Origin of the sequence: Bifidobacterium callitrichos (genome assembly GCF_008698085.1) — a bacterium.
Classification (GTDB): Bacteria; Actinomycetota; Actinomycetes; order Actinomycetales; family Bifidobacteriaceae; genus Bifidobacterium; species Bifidobacterium callitrichos.
The window spans coordinates 520,101-544,824 of sequence record NZ_RZJP01000001.1; the positions used below are offsets into that span (position 1 = coordinate 520,101).

General features: G+C 65.4%; 20 protein-coding genes. 5 read left to right on the forward strand and 15 right to left on the reverse strand.

The window, feature by feature from the left end:
* Window positions 1-51: 51 nt before the first annotated feature.
* From EMB92_RS02310 to uvrA, 14 genes are all read right to left on the reverse strand, one after another.
* Window positions 52-756, reverse strand: a complete 705-nt coding sequence (locus tag EMB92_RS02310; RefSeq protein ID WP_150393641.1) for a response regulator transcription factor — start codon at window positions 754-756, stop codon at window positions 52-54.
* Window positions 753-1,388, reverse strand: a complete 636-nt coding sequence (locus EMB92_RS02315) for a hypothetical protein (protein WP_150393642.1) — start codon at window positions 1,386-1,388, stop codon at window positions 753-755. The genes EMB92_RS02310 and EMB92_RS02315 overlap by 4 nt, the downstream gene beginning before the upstream one ends.
* On the reverse strand, window positions 1,385-2,761 hold the full coding sequence (locus EMB92_RS02320; RefSeq protein WP_150393643.1) for a hypothetical protein: 1,377 nt from the start codon (window positions 2,759-2,761) through the stop codon (window positions 1,385-1,387). Before EMB92_RS02320 ends, EMB92_RS02315 begins: the two co-directional genes overlap by 4 nt.
* Window positions 2,758-3,531, reverse strand: a complete 774-nt coding sequence (locus EMB92_RS02325) for an ABC transporter ATP-binding protein (RefSeq protein WP_190973525.1) — start codon at window positions 3,529-3,531, stop codon at window positions 2,758-2,760. The genes EMB92_RS02320 and EMB92_RS02325 overlap by 4 nt, the downstream gene beginning before the upstream one ends.
* 196 nt (window positions 3,532-3,727) lie before the next feature.
* Window positions 3,728-4,564: an HAD family hydrolase gene (locus EMB92_RS02330; protein ID WP_150393926.1), complete on the reverse strand. Its 837-nt coding sequence runs from the start codon at window positions 4,562-4,564 to the stop codon at window positions 3,728-3,730.
* 32 nt (window positions 4,565-4,596) lie between these two features.
* Window positions 4,597-5,547, reverse strand: a complete 951-nt coding sequence (locus EMB92_RS02335; RefSeq protein ID WP_150393645.1) for an L-lactate dehydrogenase — start codon at window positions 5,545-5,547, stop codon at window positions 4,597-4,599.
* Window positions 5,548-5,716: 169 nt separating this feature from the next.
* Complete coding sequence (gene secG / locus EMB92_RS02340) at window positions 5,717-5,965, reverse strand: preprotein translocase subunit SecG (protein ID WP_107044693.1); 249 nt, start codon at window positions 5,963-5,965, stop codon at window positions 5,717-5,719.
* A 112-nt stretch (window positions 5,966-6,077) separates the two neighbouring features.
* A complete protein-coding gene (tpiA, locus tag EMB92_RS02345) occupies window positions 6,078-6,872 on the reverse strand; it encodes a triose-phosphate isomerase (protein ID WP_043163715.1) in 795 nt (264 codons plus the stop codon).
* A gap of 156 nt (window positions 6,873-7,028) precedes the next feature.
* Window positions 7,029-8,234, reverse strand: coding sequence for a phosphoglycerate kinase (locus EMB92_RS02350; protein WP_107041677.1), 1,206 nt, complete (start codon window positions 8,232-8,234; stop codon window positions 7,029-7,031).
* Between the two features lie 138 nt (window positions 8,235-8,372).
* Window positions 8,373-9,320 (reverse strand): DNA-binding protein WhiA, encoded by a 948-nt coding sequence (whiA, locus tag EMB92_RS02355; RefSeq protein WP_043163711.1) that lies wholly within the window; start codon window positions 9,318-9,320, stop codon window positions 8,373-8,375.
* 166 nt (window positions 9,321-9,486) lie between these two features.
* Entirely contained in the window at window positions 9,487-10,410 is a 924-nt protein-coding gene (rapZ, locus tag EMB92_RS02360; RefSeq protein WP_223847574.1) for an RNase adapter RapZ, read from the reverse strand.
* 17 nt (window positions 10,411-10,427) lie between these two features.
* Complete coding sequence (locus EMB92_RS02365) at window positions 10,428-11,405, reverse strand: shikimate dehydrogenase family protein (protein WP_150393647.1); 978 nt, start codon at window positions 11,403-11,405, stop codon at window positions 10,428-10,430.
* 41 nt (window positions 11,406-11,446) lie between these two features.
* Window positions 11,447-13,786: an excinuclease ABC subunit UvrC gene (gene uvrC, locus EMB92_RS02370; RefSeq protein ID WP_150393648.1), complete on the reverse strand. Its 2,340-nt coding sequence runs from the start codon at window positions 13,784-13,786 to the stop codon at window positions 11,447-11,449.
* The gene (uvrA, locus tag EMB92_RS02375) at window positions 13,783-16,731 is read right to left on the reverse strand and encodes an excinuclease ABC subunit UvrA (protein ID WP_043163920.1); all 2,949 of its coding nucleotides are present in this window, start codon (window positions 16,729-16,731) and stop codon (window positions 13,783-13,785) included. The genes uvrC and uvrA overlap by 4 nt, the downstream gene beginning before the upstream one ends.
* Window positions 16,732-17,052: 321 nt before the next feature.
* Between uvrA and EMB92_RS02380 the strand changes: the two genes are divergently transcribed.
* The 4 genes from EMB92_RS02380 to EMB92_RS02395 all read left to right on the forward strand — a co-directional run bounded on the left by EMB92_RS02380 (window position 17,053) and on the right by EMB92_RS02395 (window position 21,048).
* Window positions 17,053-17,718, forward strand: a complete 666-nt coding sequence (locus tag EMB92_RS02380) for an MptD family putative ECF transporter S component (protein WP_223847525.1) — start codon at window positions 17,053-17,055, stop codon at window positions 17,716-17,718.
* Window positions 17,718-18,404, forward strand: a complete 687-nt coding sequence (locus tag EMB92_RS02385; protein WP_140444697.1) for an energy-coupling factor transporter transmembrane component T — start codon at window positions 17,718-17,720, stop codon at window positions 18,402-18,404. The genes EMB92_RS02380 and EMB92_RS02385 overlap by 1 nt, the downstream gene beginning before the upstream one ends.
* A gap of 1 nt (window position 18,405) precedes the next feature.
* Complete coding sequence (locus EMB92_RS02390; RefSeq protein WP_150393650.1) at window positions 18,406-20,013, forward strand: ABC transporter ATP-binding protein; 1,608 nt, start codon at window positions 18,406-18,408, stop codon at window positions 20,011-20,013.
* 159 nt (window positions 20,014-20,172) lie between these two features.
* On the forward strand, window positions 20,173-21,048 hold the full coding sequence (locus tag EMB92_RS02395; RefSeq protein WP_150393651.1) for a hypothetical protein: 876 nt from the start codon (window positions 20,173-20,175) through the stop codon (window positions 21,046-21,048).
* Between the two features lie 44 nt (window positions 21,049-21,092).
* Here the strand turns inward: EMB92_RS02395 and EMB92_RS02400 are convergent, their stop codons facing one another.
* A complete protein-coding gene (locus tag EMB92_RS02400; protein ID WP_107044684.1) occupies window positions 21,093-22,694 on the reverse strand; it encodes an ABC-F family ATP-binding cassette domain-containing protein in 1,602 nt (533 codons plus the stop codon).
* A gap of 212 nt (window positions 22,695-22,906) precedes the next feature.
* On the opposite strand from EMB92_RS02400, the gene EMB92_RS02405 reads away from it, so the two are divergent.
* On the forward strand, window positions 22,907-24,715 hold the full coding sequence (locus EMB92_RS02405; protein WP_150393652.1) for a bifunctional ADP-dependent NAD(P)H-hydrate dehydratase/NAD(P)H-hydrate epimerase: 1,809 nt from the start codon (window positions 22,907-22,909) through the stop codon (window positions 24,713-24,715).
* Window positions 24,716-24,724 lie beyond the last annotated feature (9 nt).

Genomic DNA, 24,724 nt, shown 5'->3' on the forward strand with positions numbered 1-24,724 from the left:
CAATGCCCTTCGAACCATTCCCAGCTCATATCTCGCTCACCACATATCGACCTACCACAGGTGTCGTGTCAGGCACAGCGCAATCGCATGCGCACGCGACCGCGCACCAAGTTTGGCGATGCCACGCTTCTCGAACGTGCGCACCGTCGACTCCTTGACCCCCATCAACGCCGCGATGTCGGCCGTGGAGGCTCCCGACGCGTAGAGGCGCAGGGTGCGCAATTCGCTCGCGGACAGTTTTGCGGAGAAGAACAATCCATCCTCACGAGATGCGTGAATCGAACCGTCGTGCTCGTTCATCGCACGTTCCGCATCTCCGACATCGGGGAACGCCACGGTATTCAAAGAGGATCGGAAACCGACTCCCCGACCTTCAGCAGCCGAACGTATCGCCTCGCCCAATCCCCGGAAATCGGTCTTCGACACCAGCGCCTGCGCCCCCGCGACGGCCAGATCACGTCTATACGGGCCCAGCGCGTACGATGTGACGCCGACGATGCCGATGCCCGCATTGAGACGTCGGATCTTGGCGCACAGCTCCACGCCGCTCATCTCCTCCATAGCCATATCGACGACCAGCACCTGTGGGCGCGTCGCGGCGGACAGGCATCGACGTGCGGCGATCGATCCGAGAGCGCACGTCCAGATAACCCTGAACCGCGCGTCGGAGGATGCGATCACCATCCGCAACGCGCCTAAGGCAAGCTCGTCATTGTCGACGACGCCGATGCGGATGACCTCGGATGCACTCTTCATCGCCGCTCCCATACGGTCCTTCCCAGCAACGGCCACGCACCGGCGCGGGATGACCACCATGACCAGCATACCGCCGCAACCAGCATGATCAGCAGCGCAGTACGCAGCTTCGTCATCTGATTGATGTCCCCGGGCAGCACGCTGAACCCGAAGAGGCGCATCTGCCAGCTCTCGCCACCTATCAGCAGTACGACCACGACCGCTCCCACCAATGCGCCGCTCCCACCAATGCAGGCGACCATCAGCATCGTCATGGCGGTCGCCGTACCAACCAGCAACGAACCGAACACCGACGTGTATGCGACATCCACCGTAGGCGAGTACACGAACCTCAGCCACGGGACGGCGATCGCGTAGATCAGCACTGCGACAGACGCCATGGCGGAATCCAGCGCAATCGGCTTTCTGCCAAGCGCATCCACATGGGTCATGCAGGGGGCGAACGCCCATGCCATGACGTGCGTACATACCAGAAGCATCATGTCTGCGAGCGAAATCACGAGATGGTTTCCAGCCCCCTTGGAGGGGCCCAGCACCAGCACGATGTCCATCCACGGACAGGCCGTCGCCAATCCCAATACCGCCGCCGCATAGACGGCCATCGCATGCCTGCCTTCCATCCACGTTCTCATGAGAAGTCCTTCTCATTCAATGCGCATGACAGCACATCGGAACGATGGGCGTCATACCATGCCGCAAGATCAAAGGTATCGGCATCGGCATCGAACGGATCCGTTCCGTCGGAACCGGTATGTCGTGATCGTCGCGATTCCTGCGTCTGAGACTGCATATAACGCTGCTTCCCCAAGCGAAGATAGTCGTCGATATGCTCTCCCAAGGCGAAGGCCGACAGTCTGGAGAACATGCCGCCGCCGTCATCGCAGGCGGGGCCACCGGAAACGTAATCGATAAGGCTGCCGCGCAGATCCCTCTCGAACGCCTTCCTGGTTTCGACGATCGCATTGGTGGGTTGGATCACTTCGCCGGCATCCAGCATCCGCGGCTCGATTCCCGGCATCGACTTCAGATCCCGCCCTTCCAAACCCATACCGATGATGGTGATCGGACCGGGAGGACCGAACGCATCATACACATCATGAGCCGTCTCGAGGTGGATCGGCAGCGTATCCCTGTAGCTTTCCGCGACGCACGCGGTGATGCGGCCCTCCGTCGCACATACAGCGGATAGCCGATGGTCGATCGCGATGATATTCGGCTGGAACGCCACGATGATGACGGACAACGCTGCCGGAAAAACAAGCCATGAATACGCTCGAAGATGCATTCCCTCCCGGTGCCCGTCCGACGCACGTACGACGACTACGACGATCAGACAGCAGAACACGACCAGGAACAGCGTAAGGCGCGATATCGCAACCCACGGATTGGCCCGTTCCCCTACAAATGGAAAGTCTAACTGCCAGATCGGGGCGACCGCCAAAGCCGAGAAGCCCGGAATCGTATTGCTCAGAACAATCGGCGTCATGATGGCGATCTCACTGGCCGCGAGCGCGAACAGCGCACTGAGCGGGTGAACGACCACCATCGCGACCATGGCGCCGAACGCGGGCCATGCCGCCACATTGACCAGAGTCCCCGAAACGGCCAGCAGGTCGGGAGTTCCGTAGGACGCGTGCATTGCGGTGATGACGGTCGACGGCGCCATGCCGAGACAATAGGCGAACGCGTTGGCCAGACATGGCCATCCGATCAGCTGAATGACGGCTCCCGCTTTCGGTCGGGATGCGCAGGGTGGGGCGATCACCGACCACACGTCGAATGATTTCGCGATCACGGCCCCCATGAAGGATCCCGCGGCCGCGGCTCCGATCTGACCGTCGCGGAAATGCGCCTGCCATCCGACCCATGTCGGCGGCGGCCATGCGATAAGAAACTCCGACATGACGGCAGCCGAACACGCCGTCACGAGCACCATCATGACCAGTGGCCTTGTGGACAATGGGAACCAAGGCACACGGTTACGATGGTTCGCGATGTTGTTCATCGTTGCGACTCCCGCTTCTGTGCCGGTGAGCGCATGAGCACGATGTAGGAGGACTCCAGCCCCGACATGCCGAATACGTCCTCCCGATCGGTCTGATGCGCTGTCGCACCGGTATTCCCTATTGCCGCGAACGACGCCAGATCACCATCAAAGACCAGTCCGCCCTCGTTGAGGACCAGCACATGGGATGCGGATCCATGCAGCTCCTCGACCATGTGTGTGCTCATGATCACCATCGAGCGCCGGGCATACCGACGTATCATCTCCCGGACTTGCACGCGCTGCATGGGATCTATGCCCACCGTCGGCTCGTCCAGAATCAGCAGGGATGGTCTGTGGGCGATCGCGCAGGCGAGACCAAGGCGTTGTCGCATGCCGCCGGACAGTTCCCTCGCCCGGGTATCCGTCTGAGAGGTGAGGCCCATGTCACGTATGGCCGTTTCGGCGGCCTGCGCGCAGGATCGTCCGGGCACTCCGTGCGCCCATGCGGCATATTCCACATTGCGGCGCACGGAGGACCATTCAATGGCTTCGAAATTCTGCGGCAAGTAGCCGATCGACGATCGAACGGTCTCCATCGCACGCGCCTTGGGATTGACGATCCGGCCGTATGACACGGTTCCCGAACCGGGCGTCAGCAACGTCGACAGGATGCCGATCAGCGTCGATTTTCCCGCTCCGTTCGGACCAAGCAGCACCGTCAGCCCGGTGCCGAGCCGGAACGACACATGATCCAAGGCGGTGTGACTGCGCCCGTAACGGTAGCTCACATCCTCGAACCTCACCGAATCGAATCGTCGCATACGCCACTCCCCTCCCCGTGCAATCCACCGATCGCGTTCACGGTGTCATTGCATCACGGAGGATGAGTTCAGGTCAATGTCCTGTCCCCGGGATGGGGACAGTTGGCCCTTTCTCTCCCAAAGTCAGCTGCCGCTGCCCACCCCCTCGTCACAGGAGGCCGAGCTAGTTTACGAGCAGGTGGGCGTCGATCCATTGGGCTACGCCGTCGTCGTCGTTAGGCGGGCAGATCTGGTCAGCGATCTTCAGAACCTCGGGGTTGGCGTTGGCGACGGCGACACCGATGCCGGAGGCGGTCATCATGTCGATGTCGATGAGATCGTCGCCGAAGCTCACGCTCGACTCGAGCGGCACGTCCATGCGCTCGCACAGTGTCTGAAGCGCATGGCGCTTGTTGGCAAGCGGATTCATAAGCATCCACATCGAACCTTCGGAGATCGCCACGTCGAAATCCGGCGGCACGAGGGTCTTCAGGCGCGTCCACTGTTCGGGTTCGGGGAAGATGATGAGCTTGTCGGCCACGCCGTCGGGCACATCGGTGAAGTCGGTGGGACGCCACGTCTGCGTCTTCCAGTAGACGCTCACGTCGAAGTTCGTGTAGCGCACGTCGTCCATGACGATGCCGAGCTTCAGCCCCGGCATCTCGCCCAGCAGGAAACGGCACACCTCGCAGGCGCGCGACGAGAGGAAGCCGATCTTCATGAGATGCCCGTCGGCCGGCATCATGCCAGAGGTGAGCATGTCGTAGTCGGATTTCGCGGGATCGAAGTCGATCAGCGCGCCGTTCAGGTAGATGCAGGCATCCACGGGCAGCTTTTCGGCGTACTCGTAGCCGGTGCTCACGGGACGTGCCGTGGCGATGGCGAAGCGGTATCCGGCGTCGTGCAGGCGTTCCACCGCCTCGACGGAACGGCTGGTGATGTATCGTTCCTCGAACGTGGGCGCGCCGTGCAGGAGCGTGCCGTCGAGGTCGGCGACGATGAGCTGCGGGCGCGGGTCCATGCCGGCGGCCGTGATGGTGCTTGCGGGATCCGTCACAGCAACCCCTCGCAGTAGGAGCGCACGATCTCGGCGGAGCGGTGAAGCTTGGCGTGCTCCTCGTCGGTCAGATCGAGTTCGACGATCTCGTTGGCGCCGTTGGCGCGCAGCTCGGTGGGCACGCCGAGGAAGACGTCATGCTCGCCGTATTCGCCGTCGAGCAGCGTGGAGACGGGCACGATGCGGCGTTCGTCCCACAGGATCGTCTGGACGATGCCGGCGACGGTGGAGGCGATGCCGAAGTTGGTGCCGTGCTTGACGGCGACGATCTCGTTGCCGCGCATGCGCGTCTTTCGTTCGATCTCCTCGGTGGAGACGGAGGAGAAGCGGCTCTGGTTGTCGGCGAGGAACCGGGCGAACGGCTTGCCGCCGAGGGAGACGGTGGACCATGCGGTGAACTGGGAGTCGCCGTGCTCGCCCATCACGAAGCCGCCGACGTTGCGCGGGTCGAGGCCGGTCTCCTCGCCGATGATGGTCTTGAGACGGGAGGTGTCGAGCGCGGTGCCAGTGCCGAGCACCTGCGTGCGGGGCAGTCCGGAGCGCCTCCACGCATACCATGCCATGACGTCGACCGGGTTGGAGACCATGACGATCACGCCGTCGAAGCCGGAGGCCATGACATGGTCGACGACGTCGCCGACGAGACCGACGGTGAAGCCGAGTTCGGCCAGACGCGTGGAGTTGGCCGGAGGCTTGCGGCCGACGGTGATGACGACGATGTCGGCGTCGCGGCAGTCGGAGTAGTCGCCGGCGTGGACCCGGATGTGGCGGTCCCAGAACTCGCTGCCGTCGTCGAGGTCATGGCTCTCCCCCGACGCCTTGTCCGGATTGTGATCGATGAGCACGAGCTCGTTGCACAGACCGTGCGTGACGATGGCGAACGCGGCGGTGGAGCCGACCTGGCCCGTGCCGACGATGACGACCTTGTTGCGGTTCATGGTGACCATGCTTGTTTCCTTTTCGGTTGTTGCGGGCGCGACGTGTACACGCGTGCATGAGCGCATACGAATACGACCCATGGCCGTTGGGTCATGGGTCGATTGCGAATATGCCCTTGTACGCCGTGTGTATGTCCCTATGCGATACTCGGGGAGTTCAGGCCAAGGCCTGACGAACTCAGATGAGGTTGAACTTGGTCATCAGACCCAAGGCGATGATGATCGCCACCCAGATGAGGGCGATGATGACGGTCCAGCGGTTCAGGTTCTTCTCGGCGACGCCGGAGGTGCCCGCGTTCTGGGTCAGGCCACCGCCGAACATGTCGGACAGGCCGCCGCCCTTGCCCTTGTGCATGAGGATGAGCAGGGTGAGCAAGCAGCTCAGGATGACGACGACGATTTCGAGGGCGATTTTGACAGCGGTCAAGGTGTGTATACCTCCGGGTTCTACTAATGCTGCGCCTAAGCATAGCGCAACGTGTTGAAAAACATGTGACGATCAGACGATCAGACGATCAGACGATCAGACGATCAGACGATCAGCGCACGGTCCGCTCGGTAAGACGGCAGATGCGCGCCAGCTCGTCCGCGTCGAGCGCGGCGCCGCCGATGAGGAAGCCGTCCACGTCCGGCTCGCCGATGAGCTCGACCGCATTCTTCGAGCTGACGGAGCCGCCGTAGAGGATGCGCACGGTGTCGGCCACGTCGGCGCCGAACGTCGACCTCATGTCGGCGCGGATGGCCTGGGCGGCGTCCTGCGCCGATTCGGGGGTGGCGACCATGCCGGTGCCGATCGCCCAGACCGGCTCATAGGCGATGATGAGCTTGGCCGCCTCATCCTCGTTGAGGTCTCGGGTCACATCGTGGACCTGTCCGACGGCGAAGTCGAGCTCGATGCCCTGACGACGCTCCTCGAAGCTTTCGCCGACACACAGGATGGGCTGCATGCCGGCTGCGAGCACGGCGCGCACCTGATCGACGATGTTGGCATCGTCCTCGGGATGGTATTTGCGGCGTTCGGAGTGGCCGATGATGACGTACGAGCAACCGAGGTGGGCGATCATGTCCGCGGAGATGTCGCCGGTGAACGCGCCCTGGTTGGTGACGGACACGGATTGTGCGCCGTAGCGGATCCTGAGCTTGTCGGCCTCGACGAGCACCTGGACGCTGCGCAGCGACGTGAAAGAGGGGAACAGCGCCACTTCGACGGATCGGAAGTCGAAATGGGCGTCTCGCAGCAGCCATGCGAGCTTCTGCACGAAATAGGTGGCCTCGAGATGATCGAAGTTCATCTTCCAGTTGCCGGCCACCAGCGGGATGCGTTTGGACGCCATGGGATTCCTTCCGTTGCGCGGGGGTTGCGATGATGCAGCGCACTGCACTTGCAGGCGGAGTGGTTGGAGAGCGGTGAGAGTGTGACGGACGGCGAGGAGCGCCGTCAAGCGAAAGGGGCGGCCTGACGCCGCCCCTTCCTCACGAAACCGTGATGACTACTCGAGCACCTTCAGGCCCGGGAGCTCCTTGCCCTCGAGGAACTCGAGGGAGGCGCCGCCACCGGTGGAGATGTGCGAGAAGCCGTCCTCCGGGAAGCCGAGGTTGCGCACCGCGGAGGCGGAGTCGCCGCCGCCGACGATGGTGAAGGCACCAGCGGCGGTCGCGTCGACCAGACCCTGGGCCACGGCCTTGGTGCCGTCAGCGAACGCGGCGATCTCGAACACGCCCATCGGGCCGTTCCACACGACGGTCTTGGAGTCGACGATCTTGTCGTGGAACAGCTTCTGGGAGTCGGGGCCGATGTCGAGGCCCATCTTGTCGGCCGGGATGGCGTCGGCGGGAACGACCTCCGGGGCGACCGGGGTGTCACCGGCCGGGAAGCCGGGGTTCACGACGATGTCGGTCGGCAGCACGAGCTCGACGCCGTTCTTCTCGGCGGTCTCGATGTAGCCCTTGACCTTGTCGAGCTGGTCCTCCTCGAGCAGGGAGGTGCCGACCTCGTAGCCCTTGGCCTTGAGGAAGGTGAAGACCATGCCGCCGCCGATGACGAGACGGTTGGCCTTGTCGAGCAGGTTCTCGATGACGCCGAGCTTGTCGGAGACCTTGGAGCCACCGAGCACGACGGTGAACGGACGCTCCGGGTTCTCGGTGGCCTTGGACAGGGCCTTGACTTCCTTCTCGACCAGCAGGCCGGCGGCGGCCGGCAGATCGGCGGCCACGTCGTAGTTGGAGCCCTGGGCGCGGTGCACGACACCGAAGCCGTCGGAGACGAAGACATCGCCGAGGGCGGCGATCTTCTTGGCGTACGGGGCGCGAACCTCCGGGTCCTTGCTGGTCTCCTCCGGGTTGAAGCGCACGTTCTCGAGCAGGACGACGTCGCCGTCGTTCATCGCGGCGACCTTGGCCTGGGCGTCCTCACCGTAGGTGTCGGCGGCCAGCGGGACCTCGACGCCGAGCAGCTCGCCCAGACGCTTGGCAACCGGGGCCAGGGACAGCTCCGGGACGACCTTGCCCTTCGGACGACCGAGGTGGGCCATCAGGATGACCTTGGCGCCTTCCTCGCGCAGGGTCTTGATCGTCGGCAGGGCGGCCTTGATACGACCGTCGTCGGTGATCGTGGTGCCGTCCAGCGGGACGTTGAAATCGGCGCGCACCAGAACGCGCTTGCCCTTGAGATCTCCAAGATCCTTAAGTGTCTTCATGTGTATCCTTTCTGAACCGCTCGCGCGGGAAAGTGGCGAGTTCTTGCCACTTCGCATAATACAACAGGCCTGCCGCGGACGGCAGGCCTGACACATGTTTTTTAACAAACGTTTCCGCTGTTCCCCGCGCGTTCGCGATCAGGAACGCGACTTGGCGGTCTTCTCCGCGAGCTGGAGCAGCCTGCGGATGCGACCGGCGATGGCGTCCTTCGAGATCGGCGGCTCGGCGAGACGTCCGAGCTCCTCGAGACTCGCGTCGCCGTGCTCCAGACGCAGCTTACCGGCGGCCAGAAGATTGTCGGGCACCTCGACGCCGGCCTCCTCGAACAGTTCAAACGCCTTGCGCACCTTCTCGCACGCCTCGGCCGCGGCCTTGGCGGATCGGCGCATGTTGGCGTCGTCGAAGTTGGCCAGTCGGTTGGCCTTGGAACGGGTCTCCCCGTCGGTGCGCTTGCCGGTCCACTCGCGTGCGGAACGCAGCGCGCCCAGCGAGTTGAGCATGCGCTCGATCGAATCGGGGTCGGTGAGCGTGACGCGATATGACTTGCTCAACTGACGCGGCTTGGCGGTGATGCCGAGCCTGCGAGCGAGTCCGGCCAGCGCCATGGCGGCCTCGTTGCCCGGGCAGATGATCTCCATGTACGGGTTCTTGCCCAGATCGGACAGGATGCCCTTCGCCATGAACGCGCCTCTCCATGCGGCACGGACCTGGGCGATCTTGCCCTGCACGATCTTGACCGGAAGGCCGCGCACCGCCTTGTTGCGGTCGATCAGGCCCGTGGCCACCGCAAGGTTCACGGCGCCGCGCTCGACCTTGACGACATGGTACTGGTGCGTCCCCTTGGGCGTGGTGCGGCTTGACGTGATGAGTCGTGCCTCGAGGTTGTACAGGTCCTCGATGTTTCTTTGCAGCCATTGCGCGGCGATCAGCGAATCGAATGTGGCGAGCATGACGATCTGCTTCTGGGCATTGTTCGTGAAGCCGCCGGCGAAGCGGATCATGGCGGTCACCTGCGCCTTGCGCGCATCCGCCTTCTCATCCTCCAACGCCGCCAGCTCGCTTTTCACATCATCCAGAAGAGCCAAGAGCCAACCTCCTAAGTCTCGTCCCTCTCAATGGTCTCAGGCCCGGCCCTGAAGGATGGATACTCCTGCCGTCCGCCAAACTTCTGTGATACCGACCATCTTGGACAACATTCTTACCTTTTTCACCTTTTCGACGGTGCCGTCTCGGGATATGGTCAGCCCGCGATCATCGCCTACGTTGCAGCTCGCGCGCCGAAACGGTGACATCAAGCCCATGTGAACGCAAACGGCGTGCCAGCTCCTCGCTCATCGCCACGGACCGGTGCTGTCCGCCGGTGCAGCCGACGGCGATGGTCACGAAGTGCTTGTCCTCCTTCGCGTACCCCTCGATGGCCGTCACCAGCGCCTTCTCGTAGGCGTCGAGGAACTCCGTGGCCCCCTTGGAGCCGAGCACGTAGTCGGCGACGGGCTTGTCCCGTCCGGTGAGCTCCCTCAGGCTCGGCACCCAGAACGGGTTGGGCAGGAAGCGCACGTCGGCCACGAAGTCGGCGTCGGTGGGCGTGCCGTATTTGAACCCGAAGCTGAAGACGTGCACGGAGACCGTGGACGGCCCCTTGCCGATCATCGCCTCGTAGAGCTTGGTGGACAGCTGGTGGATGGAGAGCGCGGAGGTGTCGATCACCATGTCCGCATGTTCCTTGAGATCGGACAGCAGCACGCGCTCCTCGTTGATGCCATCGATCAGACGGTTGCCGCGCTGGAGCGGATGCGGCCTGCGCACCGACTCGTAGCGCTTGACGAGCACGTCGTCACGCGCGTCAAGGAACAGGATGCGGGTCTTGACGCCGAGATCGTCCAGATGGCTCAGCACCTCATTGAGATCGTCGAAGTAGGAGCGCGAGCGCACGTCGATGACGGCGGCGAGCTTGTGCACGCCGTCGCCGCCGCGCGCATTGGTCATCATGTCGACGAGCGGCACGAGCAGCTTGGGCGGCAGGTTGTCAACCACGTACCAGCCCATGTCCTCCAGGCAGTCGGCGGCGTGCGAGCGCCCCGCGCCGGACATGCCGGTGATGAGCAGCACCTCGAACGCGTCGGCGGGCGCGGGCTTGTTCTCCTCGCCCGGTTCGGCCTGGTTGATCATCGTCATCAGTCGCCGGTTTCTCATCACAACGCCTCCTCGAGGGCCCGTCGCATCGCCATTTCCAACTGGTCGTCATCGGTGGTGACGTCCTGCAGACGCCTGTCGGCGTCCGAGGGCGGGTCGCCGTCCCATATTCCGGTCATGAGCAGCACCTGGATGACGGCCTGGTAGAGCAGCATCTCCTCGCCGCCGATCGCATGGCCGCCGCGGTCGCGCCATGCCTGCATGAGTTTCGTGGGCCGCGGATCGTAGACCACGTCGAGCAGCAGGCCGTCGAACGACGCCGACGATGCATCGAGCACGGCGGCGAGTCCGTCCGCCGCACGCCCGGGGATGGTGCTGATGACGTAGGTCGCCTCGCACGCCGCCCGGATCATGGCTTCCTCGTCGTTCAGGTCGATCTCGTCGTACGGACGGCGGTCGTCTCCGTTGATGATTCGGGAGGCGGAGTCGAGCCCGAGGCTCCTGCCGGGGTGCCGCGAGGCTACGGTGATGCGTCCGATCTCGCTCATCATCAGACATGCGGCGGCGGCCGACGTGGCCGTGTTGCCGTTGCCGATGATGAGCGCGCGGCCCGGTTCGCCGTCGGCGTGATGGACGCCGAGCTCGCGGTTGGCGTGGTCGAAGGCGAGCTGGATGCCGACCACGTCGGTGTTGTAGAGCTTGATGCCCGGTCTGCCGTTGGGCCAGGCGGGGTCGTCATGGTCGGCCGCGGACCAGTCGAGGATCGCGGTGTTGGCCACCTTCAGCTCGCGCGCCCACACGTTGGCGGGTACGCCGTACGGCTGGATGGTCCTCTTGAGCGGCATCGTCAGACTCAGTCCCCGCCAGGTGCGGTCGAGGCCCTTGAGGAAGGCGTCGAGATCGTCCTCGCCCACCTCGTGTCTGTCGTAGGCCCAGTCCTTCAGCCCCAGCGCACGGTACGCCGCATTGTGCAGCACCGGGGACAGCGAGTGCGCGATGGGCTTGCCCAGCACCGCGCATCGGTTGTCGATCGTCATCCATGCCTCCTTGGAGTTCGCTGGATCCCATCCTACTCGGACTATTCGGAACGAATGCTACCCCCGGGTTCGTCCTTCGCCAGCGCGTCGTGGATGGCCTGCGCCCTGGCGTGGCCGATGCCCCTGACGGACTCCAGCTCCTCGACGCTCGCCGCACGCATCGCACGCACCGATCCGAAGTGCGCGAGCAGGCGCTTCTGATACGTTTCGCCGACGCCGGGGATGTCGTCGAGCGCGCTGCGCAGCGCTCCCCTGCGCCGGGTCTGGCGATGGTAGGTTATGGCGAACCGGTGGGATTCGTCACGCACGCGCTGCAGCAGGTACATGCCCTCGGACTGGCGTTTGAGGATGATCGGATAGTCGTCGTCCGGCACCCACACCTCCTCGAGCCGCTTGGCGAGCCCGCAGACGGCCACATCGTCGACGCCGCAGTCCCGCAGCGCCTTGGCGGCGGCCATGACCTGCGGCTGACCGCCGTCGACCACGACGAGATTCGGCTTGTAGGCAAAGTGGTGGCGGTCCGTGTTCTGCTGGACGAGGTCCCGCTGGACGGGCGCATCGCCGTCGACGCGCGCCACATCCGGCCCGACCGCGATGCCGGCCTGGGCCACACGCCGTTCCGCGTCGATGCTCTCACCGGAGTCTCCGGCGATGTTGCCGTGACGGAATCGCCTGGTGAGCGTCTCGTAGAGGGCGGACAGGTCGTCGAGCGCGCCCTTGCCGTCCTCACCGCGGATGGCGAAGCGGCGGTATTCCGACTTCTTCGCGACGGCGTCCTCGAACACGACCATCGAGGCGACCTGGAACGCCCCGCCGACGGTGTTCGAGATGTCGTAGCATTCGATGCGCAGCGGCGCCTCGTCGAGCCCCAGCGCATCGGCCACGTCGTTCATGGCCCGCGTGCGCGCGCCCATGTCGGAGATGCGGCTGAGCTTGCTACGCTGCAGCGCCTGGGAGGCGTTCTCGTTCGCCCGGTCCATGAGCTGGCGCTTGTCCCCGCGGGAGGCGACGCGGATCGACACCGCTCCCCCGCGCAGGATCGTGAGCCAATGCTCGAGCTCCTCACGGCGCGACGGCTCGACCGGCACGATCACCTCGCGCGGCACGGGCGCGATCGGCGCGAGCAGGTCGGCGCGGCCGGTGACCTCCTGCCGCGCGTTGCGCTCGCGGGTGGCCTTCGCACGCGCCTGCGCGTCCACCGCCGTGACGCTCTGCGTGGAGCCGACGGCCTCGCGTCGCTCCCGCACGAGTCCGTCGGCCTCGCCGACGGTCTCCCCGTCCGCGGTCCGCGTCCGATCCCCGGTCAGCTCGGAGTAGACCTGCACGATGAGGTCGGCCATCAGGTCGGCGTCGTCGATGTCCTCGACGCGTTCGACGCTCCAGTTGCGTTCGCCGCGGATCGACCCGGCGCGTACGTGGAACGCATGCACGGACGCCTCGAGCTCGTCGGTGGCGAAGCCGAACACGTCGGCGTCCACGTCCTGATCGAAGACGACGGCGTTCTGTTCGACGACGGTGGAGAGCATGGCGATCTCGTCGCGCAGCCGCGCGGCCCTCTCGAATTCGAGATCGGCGGCCGCGGCCTTCATGTCACGCGTCAGCCGGGCGATGTACGACCTGCCGAGCCGTCCGGTCATCACGCCGATGAGCCGCTCGCACATGCGCCTGTGATCGTCCGGGTCGATGCGTCCGACGCAGGGCGCCGAGCATTTGCCGATGGAGGCGAGCAGACAGGGCCGTCCGGTCAGCTCGGCCTTGTGGTAGACGTTCGTCGTGCAGGTGCGCACCGGGAACGTGCGCAGCAGCCTGTCGAGCCCGTGCCGCAGATCCCACACCTTCGCGTAGGGGCCGAAGTATCTGGTGTCGCGCCGTTTGCGGCTGCGCGTCACCCACACGCGGGGAACGGGTTCGCCCGCCGAGATCGCCAGATACGGGTAGGTCTTGTCGTCTCGGAACTGCACGTTGAACCGCGGGTCGAACTCCTTGATCCACGTGTATTCGAGCGTGAGCGACTCCAGTTCGGTGCCCACGACCGTCCATTCGAGGCTGCGGGCCGTGAGCACCATCGTCTGCGTGCGCGGATGCAGCAGGTAGAGCGGCTGGAAGTAGTTGGTCAGCCTGTTGCGCAGGTTCTTCGCCTTGCCCACGTAGATGACGCGCCCCTCGCCGTCGCGCCACTTGTACACTCCCGGCTTCGCGGGGATGTCCGAGGTTCTGGGACGGAACAGGTCGCGCGAGTCCCCCAGCAGCGGAGCCCCGTTGCGGTTCACGCGCGCCGTGCCCTCACCGACGTCGTCCGCGCTCGCCCCATGCTCGCCGAGCAGGGCGTCGGCGGTCCTGCGCCACACCTCCGGCGAATGCCGTTCAATGTCGTTCGTCACAGCATGCCCTTGAGGAACTTCCCCGTCCACGACTCTTCGCACGCCGCCACCTGTTCCGGTGTGCCCTGCGTGACGATCGTGCCGCCGCCGTCGCCGCCTTCGGGCCCCAGATCGATGATCCAGTCGGCCGACTTGACGACGTCGAGGTTGTGTTCGATGACGATCACCGTGTTGCCCTTGTCGACGAGACCCTGCAGCACCTTGAGCAGCTTGTTGACGTCCTCGAAGTGCAGGCCCGTGGTCGGCTCGTCGAGGATGTACACGGTCCTGCCGTCGGAGCGGCGCTGGAGTTCGGTGGCGAGCTTGACACGCTGCGATTCGCCTCCGGAGAGCGTGGGCGCGGGCTGTCCGAGACGGATGTAGCCGAGGCCGACGTCGACCAGGGTCTTGAGGTACCGGGAGATGCCGGTGTACGCCTTGAAGAAGTCGGCGGCCTCCTCGATGGGCATGTCGAGGATGTCGGAGACCGTCTTGCCGTTGTACTTCACCTCGAGGGTCTCGCGGTTGTAGCGTTTGCCGTGGCAGGTCTCGCATTCGACGTACACGTCGGGCAGGAAGTTCATCTCGATCTTGAGCGTGCCGTCGCCGTGGCAGGCCTCGCATCGGCCGCCCTTGACGTTGAACGAGAAGCGCCCCGGCCCGTAGCCGCGCACCTGCGCCTCGGGGGTCTTGGCGAAGAGGGTGCGGATCTTGTCCCACACGCCGGTGTAGGTGGCGGGGTTGGATCGCGGGGTGCGTCCGATCGGGTTCTGGTCGACGTGGATGACCTTGCGCACCTGGTCGAGTCCCTCGACGCGGCGATGCTTGCCGGGCACGATGCGTGCGCCGTTGAGCCTGTCGGCGAGGACCGGGTAGAGGATCGAGTTGACGAGCGACGACTTGCCGGAGCCGGAGACGCCGGTGACGACGGTGAAGACGCCGAGCGGGAAGTCCACGTCGATGTTCTTCAGGTTGTTCTCGCGCGCGCCAACGACCCTGAGCTTCGCGGTGCGCGTGATCTTGCGGCGATGCGCGGGCACGGCGATCTCACGGCGGCGGGCGATGTAGTCGCCGGTGATGGAGCGTTTCGCCTCGATCAGGTGCGAGGCGGGGCCGGAGTAGACGACCTCGCCGCCGTGCTCGCCCGCCCCGGGGCCGATGTCGACGAGCCAGTCGGCACCGCGGATCGTGTCCTCGTCGTGCTCTACGACGATGAGCGTGTTGCCGAGGTCGCGCAGGTGGTGCAGGGTCTCGATGAGCCGGGCGTTGTCGCGCTGATGCAGGCCGATGGACGGCTCGTCGAGCACGTACATGACGCCGACGAGGCCGGAGCCGATCTGCGTGGCGAGGCGGATGCGCTGCGCCTCGCCGCCGGAGAGCGTGGCCGCGGCGCGTGAGAGGGTGAGGTAGTCGAGGCCGACGTCGTTGAGGAAGCCGAGACGCGCCCTGATCTCCTTGAGCACCTCGCCGGCGATCTTCAGCGCGGAGCCCTCGAGGTGCAGACCGTTGATCCATGCGAGCTCGCGCACGACGGGCATGTCGCACACGTCGAAGATGGACTTGCCGTCCACGGTGACCGCGAGCACCTCGGGCTTGAGCCTCCTGCCCTTGCACACCTGGCAGGGCACCTCGCGCATGTACGACTCGTAGTACTCCTTCATCGACTGCGAATCGGTCTCCTCGTGACGGCGCATCAGCGTGCGCACGACCCCTTCGAAACCGGTGGAGTACTCCCGCAGGCGCCCCCAGCGGTTGCGGTAGGAGACGTCGACCTTGAAATCGTGGCCATAGAGGATGTCGTGGCGCACGTCCTCGGGAAGGTCCTTCCACGGGGTGCGCATCGAGAATCCCATCTCCCTGGCGAGCCCCTCGAGGACGTGCCCGTAGTACTGGGAGGCCATCTTGGTGCCGCTCCACGGCTCGATGACGCCTTCGGCGAGCGACTTGTCAGGATCGGAGATGACGAGCTCCGGGTCGATCTCCAGCTTGAATCCCAGACCCGTGCAGGCCGGGCATGCGCCGTAGGGCGCGTTGAAGGAGAAGGTGCGCGGCTCGATCTCGTCAAGTTCGAGCGTATGCCCGTTGGGGCAGCTGCGATGCTCGGAGAACGGACGTCGGCGCGCCGGCGACCCCTCCTCCTCGTCGACGAAGTCGATGACGATGGATCCGTTGGCGAGCCTCAACGCGGTCTCGACCGAATCGGTGAGGCGCTGGCGCATGCCGTCCTTGACGACGAGACGGTCGACGACCACCTCGATGGTGTGCTTCCTCTGCTTGGCGAGCGTGATGTCGTCGGACAGCTGCCTCATCTCGCCGTCGATGAGCGCTCGGGCGTAGCCGTCGGAGCGCAGTAGCTCGAGCATGTCGACGAACTCTCCCTTGCGCCCCCTGACGACGGGAGCGAGGATCTGGAAGCGCGTGCGCTCGGGGTAGGCCATCAGCGCGTCGACGATCTGCTGCGGGGTCTGCGAGGCGACGGGCTCGCCGCATTCGGGGCAGTGCGGCACGCCGGTGCGCGCGAACAGGAGCCTGAGGTAGTCATAGATCTCGGTGATGGTGCCGACGGTGGAGCGGGGGTTCCTGTTGGTGGTCTTCTGGTCGATGGAGACGGCCGGGCTCAGACCTTCGATGAAGTCGACGTCGGGCTTGTCCATCTGCCCGAGGAACTGACGGGCGTAGGCGGAGAGCGACTCGACGTATCGGCGCTGTCCTTCGGCGAAGAGGGTGTCGAACGCGAGCGACGACTTGCCCGAGCCGGACAGGCCGGTGAACACGACCATGCGGTTGCGCGGGATCGCGAGATCCACGTTCTTCAGATTGTGCTCGCGGGCGCCCTGGATCGTGATCTTGAGATCATTCGGAATGTGCGAGATGTCCGCGATCAGCGAACCGCCACGCTCGACGAGCGGCGCCTTCGCGATCTCGCGCGAGAGGAACGACTCCTCTCCGGCGACCGCCGCGCCCATGACGCCTCCGACGGCGTGACCGCCGACCTTCCCGTCTTCCCCGACGTCCTCCCGTGCATGAGTATCAGTCCGCGTCGCCGCCACAGCGCCCCGCCTTCCTCGTCCCTGTTCCTATGTGTGTCAATACGTCAAACCTGCCCCAAGGATACCCGATTCCCCGACACAATTCGAACAGTTGTTCGATGGCGTGTCGGGGAAATCGTGGAAAATTGGGTATTGCCTTTGCTCCGCTTCCCCGTTACATTGGCGAGTATGGCACGTCCGCCGCAACCGCCACGGGCGATGCGAAGTACAGGAATCACAGGAAACGGAAGAACAGTCTTGACAGCACCGAATGCCCCCGTCACCACCCCCACGACCCCGTCCTCCGAAGCCGAAGCTCCCGACACCCGAGCAAAGAGGAGGCTCGCCACCGCCGATCTCATCACGATCGGCGTGTTCTCCGCACTGTATTTCGTGATGGTGTGCGTCGCCACGCTGGTCAGCACGCTGTTCACCGGAGGCTTCGGTTCGATCTTCCTGCCCGCCATCGCGGCCCTGATCTCCGGCCCCGTGTTCATGCTGCTCGACGCTCGCCTGCGCAAGTTCGGCGGCATCACGGTGATGGGTCTGGTGATCGGCCTGTTCCTGTTCGTCTCCGGCCATTTCGCGCTCTCGTTCGTCGCGAGCATCGTCTTCCCGCTGGCCGCCGACCTCATCGCACGGGCCGGCGCATACCGCAACAAGGTGCTGCTTCTGGTCTCCTACGTCGTGTTCTCGTACGGTCTGACCGGCCCGATCCTGCCGCTGTGGTTCATGAGGGACGCGTACGTGGCGAGCCTCGAGGCGCGCGGCAAGGACGCGGCGTACATCGACGGCGTGTTCGCGAACATCAACATGGGCACGTTCGTGCTGGCGATGGTCGCGATCCTAGTGTGCGCGCTGATCGGCGGATGGTTCGGACAGCGTCTGATGAGAAAGCACTTCGTCAAGGCCGGCATCGCCTGATGGGGCTCGACCCGCGCGCGAAACTCTACTTGCTGCTGCTTGCGAACCTCATGCTGTTCTTCCACGTGGGGCTCGCCACGCAGATCGTCATGGTCGTCCTGTTCCTGACGCCGCTGGCGGCCGCGGGACGTCTGCGCATGGCCGCACGATTCGCCGTGCTGTATGCGGCTCTCACCGCACTCGGCATGCTCGACCCGGATGCGATGGGCGTCCCGCAGCTGCATGTTGTCGCGGCGCTGGCTGTTGGCGTCTCGATGATGCTGCCGTGCTTCATGACGGGCGCGTACGCGTTCACGACCACGTCGGCGAGCGCGTTCGTGTGTGCGATGCGTCGTATGCGTGTGCCGGAGACGGTGGTGATCCCGTGCGTGGTGATCATCCGCTTCTTTCCGACGATCCTGCCGGATTATCGGCGCATCCGCGAGGCGATGGCGTTGCGGGGCATCGCCTCGGGCGCGTTCGCGTGGATCCGTCATCCTGCGCAGTCGCTGGAGTACGTGGTGGTGCCGTTGCTGATGAACGCCACGACGGTGGCGCAGGATCTGTCGGTGGCGGCGCTGACGAAGGGGCTTGGACGTGAGGGCGCGCATACGTCGCGTACGGCGATCCGCATGCGCGCGGCCGATTGGATGATGATGTCGGCGGCGACGCTGCCGCTTGCTCTGGATATCGCGGGGGTGATCTGAGATGGCCGACGCCGTTTCGAGAGCGGCGCTCGACGTGCGCGAGGTGTCGTTTCGCTACGATGTCGGTGACGCCGCCGATGCCGCAGAGGTGCCGGCGGATGCGTCCGCCGATGTACGACAGACCGTATCGTCGCCGGCATTGGATGATGCATCGCTGCGTCTTGCCCCGGGCGAGTGCGTGGTGCTGTGTGGCGGGAGCGGCTGCGGCAAGACGACACTGACCCGTGTGGCCAATGGGTTGATCCCCTCGTTCTTCCATGGCGTGTTCACGGGATCGTGTCTGACGTGCGGTCTCGATACGACGCAGGTGCCGATCGACCGTCTGACGCCGTTGACGGGCAGCGTGTTCCAGAATCCGAAGACGCAGTACTTCAACGCGAATTCGACCGACGAGCTGGCATTTCCATGCGAGAACATGGGCATGGAGACGGCCGAGATCAACCGGCGCGTGTCCGAGGTGGCCGAGCGGTTCGGCGTGGCCGATCTGCTGGAGCGTGACGTGCTGCGCCTGTCCGGCGGGCAGCGTCAGCGCATCGCGATGGCCGCGGCAAACATGCTCGAGCCGCGTCTGGTGGTGCTCGACGAGCCGACGAGCAATCTTGACGCGTCGGCGATCGACGACATGCGGCTTCTGGTCGCGAGGATGAAGGCCGATGGCGTGGCGGTGCTGGTCGCCGAGCATCGTCTTGCGTGGCTCAACGGCGTGGCCGACCGGTATGTGGTGTTCAAGTCCGGACGCATCGTCCGCTCGTTTGCGGCGGATGAGTTTCTGGCGCTCTCCCCCGATACGGTGGCCGGCATGGGGTTGCGCGCATTGGATCTGGAACCGTACCGGCAGCGGGTTCGCGGGCTTGTCGCATCCGAGGCGGCATCAGGTCGGGGCGCCGATGTCGCGTCCGGCGCCCCGCTGCTGCGCACGCGCGGTCTGGTCATCGGCCATGACCGTCGCCGCACGGGGCTGCGTTTCGGTCTTGCCGGCGCAGGACGCGCTAATGGACGCGATCATCGTGGCCTTCAGGACCGGAGCATGCCGTTCAGATGCGCCGTCGACGATCTGACGTTGTACCGCGGGCAGATCGTCGGGCTGATGGGGCGCAACGGGGCCGGCAAGACGACGCTGGTGCGCACGCTGACGGGGCTGATGCGCCCATTGAGTGGACAGATCGAGCTCGACGGGCGCGCGGCCAACGCGCATGCACTGACCCGGGCGGGATTCATGGTCATGCAGGACGTCAACTATCAGCTGTTCTCCGCATCGGTGCGCGAGGAGCTCATGCTCGGCTTCGACGAGGATGACGCGGACGCCCGGACCCGATGCGACGGGATCCTCGACGAGCTGGATCTGACGGCGTTTGCCGACCGTCACCCGATGAGCCTGTCCGGCGGGCAGAAGCAGCGCGTGGCAATCGGTTCGGCGCTCATGTGCGGCAAGGATCTCATCGTTCTCGACGAGCCGACCAGCGGTCTGGACCGGCTGCATATGGAGCAGGTCGGCAGGCTGCTGCGCCGTCTGGCGGACAGCGGGCGCACGCTGCTGGTCGTCACCCATGACGAGGAGCTGGCGGCCGGATGGTGCGACCGCATCGTCATGCTGTCCGACCCGCGATGATGACGCGCATCACGTTATGCACATCGTCGACGTGATTGTGCACATACGGGCGAGGAGGATTTGCCGTCATCGGCGCCGGCGTGGGATGGTGGTTGGCATGTCCCGCCAATGGGGGCGGGCATGCCGGTCGCAAGACCCTCGAACGGAAAGGGAATCATCATGACTGCGAGCGCCGAGAATATCCGCCGATGGTCCGAACTGTTCGGCCGCGACGTCGACCATCAGTATGTGTCCGCCGACCTGATCGGACGATCGACGGCGTTGATCGAGACGATCGGCGGACATGCGCTGGACCGGGGGTTCACCGTCCGGGAACCATGCGCACGACTGTTCGCCAAGGCGAAACAGGCCAGGTGGTCATGGCCGCACATCGTCGTGGGCACCGAGGACGGACACATGCTCTCGTTTCATCTTTCGGAGCGTTCGCGCCATGGCACCGAGGCCAAGACGCGCACGCTGGAGGATCGGCGCATGGCCGATGACGCGCCGATCTGGAAGGCGCAGCGTTCCACCCGGTTCGCACCCACAGGCGTGATGACGATCCGCGTGGACAGCGACATGGCGCACTATCGGCTCAAGACCAGCAAGGACACCGTCAACACGCCCGTGGAGACGCGTGTGCCGAACCTGTTCGACGCGCTTACCGGGGAGATGGTCAGATGCCGCGAGGTCAGGCGCAGAACGGTCGAGGAGCGCAGACGCTCGGCCGCCGCCAAACACGATTTCCGACGGGAACGGATGTATGCGGCCCTATGCGAGGACGTGTCGAGGCATGATCGTCTGCAACGGCAGCGCTCCTACCTCGACAAGGTCGAATGCTCGCTCGCACAGCGCACCTACGACGACGCCGCGGAGCAGGAGGGCATGCTGCGCGACATCGACGCGATGCGGGCCTGCATCGACGAGCAGGATCCGCTGGTCGCCGGCGATCTCACCTGGATGCGCCAACCCGAACCGAGCGAATCGGAGGTGTTCGCGTACACGCATCGCACCCCGCATCGGAACGGGAATCGTCCGAGCGGCTTCTTCGACTGAATCGACGGCCGTTGCTCCCCCGGCGGCCGCCCGGTCGTTACTCGTTACTCCTCGGCCACCAGTTCGAGGTAGGAGTCGTTCCACAGATCCTCGTCGCCGTCGGGCATGAGCAGCACGCGTTCGGGGTTCAGCGCCTCGACGGCGCCCTCATCGTGGGTGACCAGCACGATCGCGCCCTCGTACTTGGCGATCGCCTTGAGGATCTCGTCGCGCGAGGCCGGGTCGAGGTTGTTGGTCGGCTCGTCGAGCAGCAGCACGTTGGCGCGGGAGGTGACGAGCGTGGCCAGGGCGAGCCTGGTCTTCTCGCCGCCGGAGAGCACGCGCGCGGGCTTCAACGCATCGTCGCCGGAGAACAGGAACGAGCCGAGAATGGAGCGGGCCTGCGTGTCGTTGAGATCGGGGGCCACGTGCGTGAGGTTCTCCAGCACCGTGGCGTTCAGGTCGAGCGTGTCGTGCTCCTGCGCGAAATAGCCGATCTTGCAGCCGTGGCCGTACTCCACCGAGCCGGTGTCCGGCTGTTCGATGTGTGCCAGAAGGCGCAGCGTGGTGGTCTTGCCGGCGCCGTTGTAGCCGAGGATGACGACGCGCGAACCCTTGTCGATGGCGAGATTGACGCCGGCGAACACGATGTTCGACCCGTACGCCTTGGAGATATCCTTGGCCATGATCGGCGTCCTGCCGCAGGGGGCGGGTTCGGGGAAACGGATGTCGGCGACCTTCTCGGCCTTCTGCGCCTCGGAGGTGTTCTCGAGCAGCTTCTCGGCCCGGCGCATCATGTTCTGCGCGGCGACGGCCTTCGTGGCCTTGGCGTGCAGGCGGATGCCCTGCTTCATGAGGCGTTCGGCCTTCTTCTCGGCGACCTCGCGCTCACGGCGGCGACGCTCCTCGTCGACGACACGCTGATGCAGATACGCCTTCCAGCCGAGCGAATACATGTCGATGCTGCCGGTCTGCGCGTCGAGATGCCACACCTTGTTGACGACCTCGTCGAGCAGCTCGGTCGAGTGGGAGATGACAAGGAATCCGCCCTCGTACTTTTTGAGGTATCCGCGAAGCCATTCGATCGAATCGGCGTCCAGGTGGTTGGTGGGCTCGTCGAGGATCAGCGTATCGGCATCCGAGTAGAGGATGCGCGCCAGCTCGATACGACGGCGCTGACCACCGGAGAGGGTGCCGAGCTTCTGCTCCATGACGCCCTGGGGAAGCCCCAGCGACGCGGCCATGGTGACCGCCTCCGACTGGGCCGCGTAGCCGCCGGCCTTCTCGAAGTCCTGCATGGCCTTGTCATAGCGGTTCATAGCCTTGGACATGACATCCGGATCCGGATCGGTCATCTCCTTCTCCGCCTTGCGCAGTCGGTCGATGATCGTCGCGATGTCGCGGGCGCTCATCATGCGGTCGAGCGCGGTCTGCTCCGGATCGGCCGCATGCGTGTCCTGCGGCAGGTAGCCGAGCTTGCCGGAAACGCGCACCTTGCCCGACGTCGGCAGCATGTCGCCGGTGATCACGCGCGTCAGCGTCGTCTTGCCGGCGCCGTTGCGACCGACCAGACCGATCTTGTCGCCCTTGGCGACGTGGAAGTCGGTGGGATGCAACAACGTGCGCGCGCCGATCTGAATCTCCAGACCCTGTGCATCGATCGCCATACCCCACCTGCCGCTTTCCTTGGAATCACCGTCGCGAATCACCATCGCGCCCATTGCCGTTCTCGCGCATACCGCCGCATCCGGCGTTTTGCCGACTAACCACTATAACGGCAAGGCGAGAACAACACCACATCACCCTACACGCGAGCATCCCGCCGCCCTCATGCGGACTAGACTGGACCCGAAGGATCGAATGGTCAAGGAGGCCACACATGGACACCCGCAACGATTCGGAACGCCGCGACACCCTGCTGCACAACGCGTATGCCACGGCCGACGTGCGCGACATGGAACGTCCACTGCTCGACGACGGCGTTCCGCTGATGCGCATGGCCGCCAACGCCGCCGCACATGTGGCCGCGCGCATGCTCGACGACGCGGACGTCGACATCGAGGACGCGGCGGTCACGCTGCTGGCGGGCTCCGGCGACAACGGCGGCGACGGCCTGTTCGCGGCGGCCGCACTGGCCGACGAGGGCGCCCAGGTGACCGCGGTGGCTACCGGACGCGCGCTGCATGACGCCGGTTTCGCCGCATTCGTGCAGGCCGGCGGCAAGGTGCTGGTGCTGGACCCCGAGGCCGAGATCCCCGGATGCTCCTCCGGATTCACCGCGGGCGAGGCCGGCGAACGACTGCAGGCGGCCATACGGCTGGCGCGCCGCTCCCACCTGATCATCGACGCGATGACCGGCATCGGCGTCGCCGGCGATCTTCGCGGCATTCCCGCGGCGCTCGCCTCCTCGCTGGGCATGAAGCCGTGGAGGAACGAGACGGCGGACGACCCGCAGTCCCGGGACGATGCCGCCGAGGGCGAGGACGGCTCCCCGCTGCCGGATCGTCCGGCGCTGCCGAACCGTGACGCCGGCGTCGATTTCCCTCTGGTGCTGGCGGTGGACACCCCCTCCGGTGTCGGCGTGGACGATGGGGCGCTGTCGGGCGCGTACATTCCGGCCGATGAGACGGTGATGTTCGGCGCGATGAAGCCATGCGCGATACTGCCGCCGGCGACGTTCGCCTGCGGGCGGATCACGCTGGTCGACTTCGGTTTCGATCTCGACGGCATCGAACCGTCGGTCGAGGCGATGTCGCGCGATCTGGCCGCCGAGGCGATCCGCCTACCGCGTGTCACGGACGCGAAGTACTCGCGCGGCGTGGTGGGGCTCGTCACCGGATCGTCGCGCTATCCGGGTGCCGCAGTGCTGACGGCGAGGGCCGCTGCTCGCACGAACGTCGGCATGGTGCGCTACCTCGGCCCGGAACGCGCGCAGGACATGGTGCTCAACGCCCTGCCGGAGGCCGTGATCGGCAAGGGCCACGTGCAGTCGTGGGTGGTGGGCTCCGGCGTGCCGGACAATGACGGCGACCCCGAGTTGAAGGACATCCAGCGTCAGACGATCGCGGCGCTGCTCGCCTACTACGCCGCCGATGCCGCGGACTGCCGGGTGATGCCGCCGATCGTCGTCGATGCGGGTGCGCTCGATCTCATGCCCGACCGCGTCTCACCGCAGGTGGTGATCACACCCCATGCCGGCGAACTGGCGCGAGTGCTGGGCGTGAGCCGTGAACAGGTGGAGCACGAACCGCTCAGATACGCCGTGGAGGCCCATGAGCGCACCGGTGCGACGGTGCTGCTCAAGGGAGCGGCGACCATCGTCGTGGGCGAGGACGGTCATCCGATGGTTTCGGGCAGCGCCCCCGCATGGCTGGGGACGGCCGGCGCCGGCGATGTGCTCGCCGGCATCACCGGCGCGCTGCTCGCGCAGATGGATGATGATCTGGATGGCGCCACGGACGCCCCGCTCTCCTATGACGCCGCGCTCGTCGCCGATACCGCCGCGGCCGCGGCCTACCTGCACGGCATGGCAGCGGGGCTGGCCAGCGAGTCGGAACAGTACGGCTGGCAGACGCCGGAGCTGTTCGGTATGACGCGCACCGCCCGGTTCAACACGATCGGTCATCCGATCGTCGCCTCGGACGTGATCGACGCCATCCCCGATTCGATCGCCGATCTCATCGGCTAGCCCCGGCCG

Bases quoted from the DNA above. Each gene is read 5' to 3' on its own strand.
- EMB92_RS02385 (WP_140444697.1), top strand. From the start codon at position 17,718: ATGGGGCTCGACCCGCGCGCGAAACTCTACTTGCTGCTGCTTGCGAAC.
- EMB92_RS02310 (WP_150393641.1), bottom strand. From the start codon at position 756: ATGAAGAGTGCATCCGAGGTCATCCGCATCGGCGTCGTCGACAATGAC.
- EMB92_RS02365 (WP_150393647.1), bottom strand. From the start codon at position 11,405: ATGACGATCGACAACCGATGCGCGGTGCTGGGCAAGCCCATCGCGCAC.
- uvrA (WP_043163920.1), bottom strand. From the start codon at position 16,731: ATGGGCGCGGCGGTCGCCGGAGAGGAGTCGTTCCTCTCGCGCGAGATC.
- EMB92_RS02330 (WP_150393926.1), bottom strand. From the start codon at position 4,564: ATGGACCCGCGCCCGCAGCTCATCGTCGCCGACCTCGACGGCACGCTC.
- EMB92_RS02320 (WP_150393643.1), bottom strand. From the start codon at position 2,761: ATGAACAACATCGCGAACCATCGTAACCGTGTGCCTTGGTTCCCATTG.
- EMB92_RS02405 (WP_150393652.1), top strand. From the start codon at position 22,907: ATGGACACCCGCAACGATTCGGAACGCCGCGACACCCTGCTGCACAAC.
- tpiA (WP_043163715.1), bottom strand. From the start codon at position 6,872: ATGGCGTCCAAACGCATCCCGCTGGTGGCCGGCAACTGGAAGATGAAC.
- EMB92_RS02350 (WP_107041677.1), bottom strand. From the start codon at position 8,234: ATGAAGACACTTAAGGATCTTGGAGATCTCAAGGGCAAGCGCGTTCTG.
- EMB92_RS02395 (WP_150393651.1), top strand. From the start codon at position 20,173: ATGACTGCGAGCGCCGAGAATATCCGCCGATGGTCCGAACTGTTCGGC.
- rapZ (WP_223847574.1), bottom strand. From the start codon at position 10,410: ATGACGATGATCAACCAGGCCGAACCGGGCGAGGAGAACAAGCCCGCG.
- EMB92_RS02390 (WP_150393650.1), top strand. From the start codon at position 18,406: ATGGCCGACGCCGTTTCGAGAGCGGCGCTCGACGTGCGCGAGGTGTCG.
- EMB92_RS02335 (WP_150393645.1), bottom strand. From the start codon at position 5,547: ATGGTCACCATGAACCGCAACAAGGTCGTCATCGTCGGCACGGGCCAG.
- EMB92_RS02315 (WP_150393642.1), bottom strand. From the start codon at position 1,388: ATGAGAACGTGGATGGAAGGCAGGCATGCGATGGCCGTCTATGCGGCG.
- EMB92_RS02400 (WP_107044684.1), bottom strand. From the start codon at position 22,694: ATGGCGATCGATGCACAGGGTCTGGAGATTCAGATCGGCGCGCGCACG.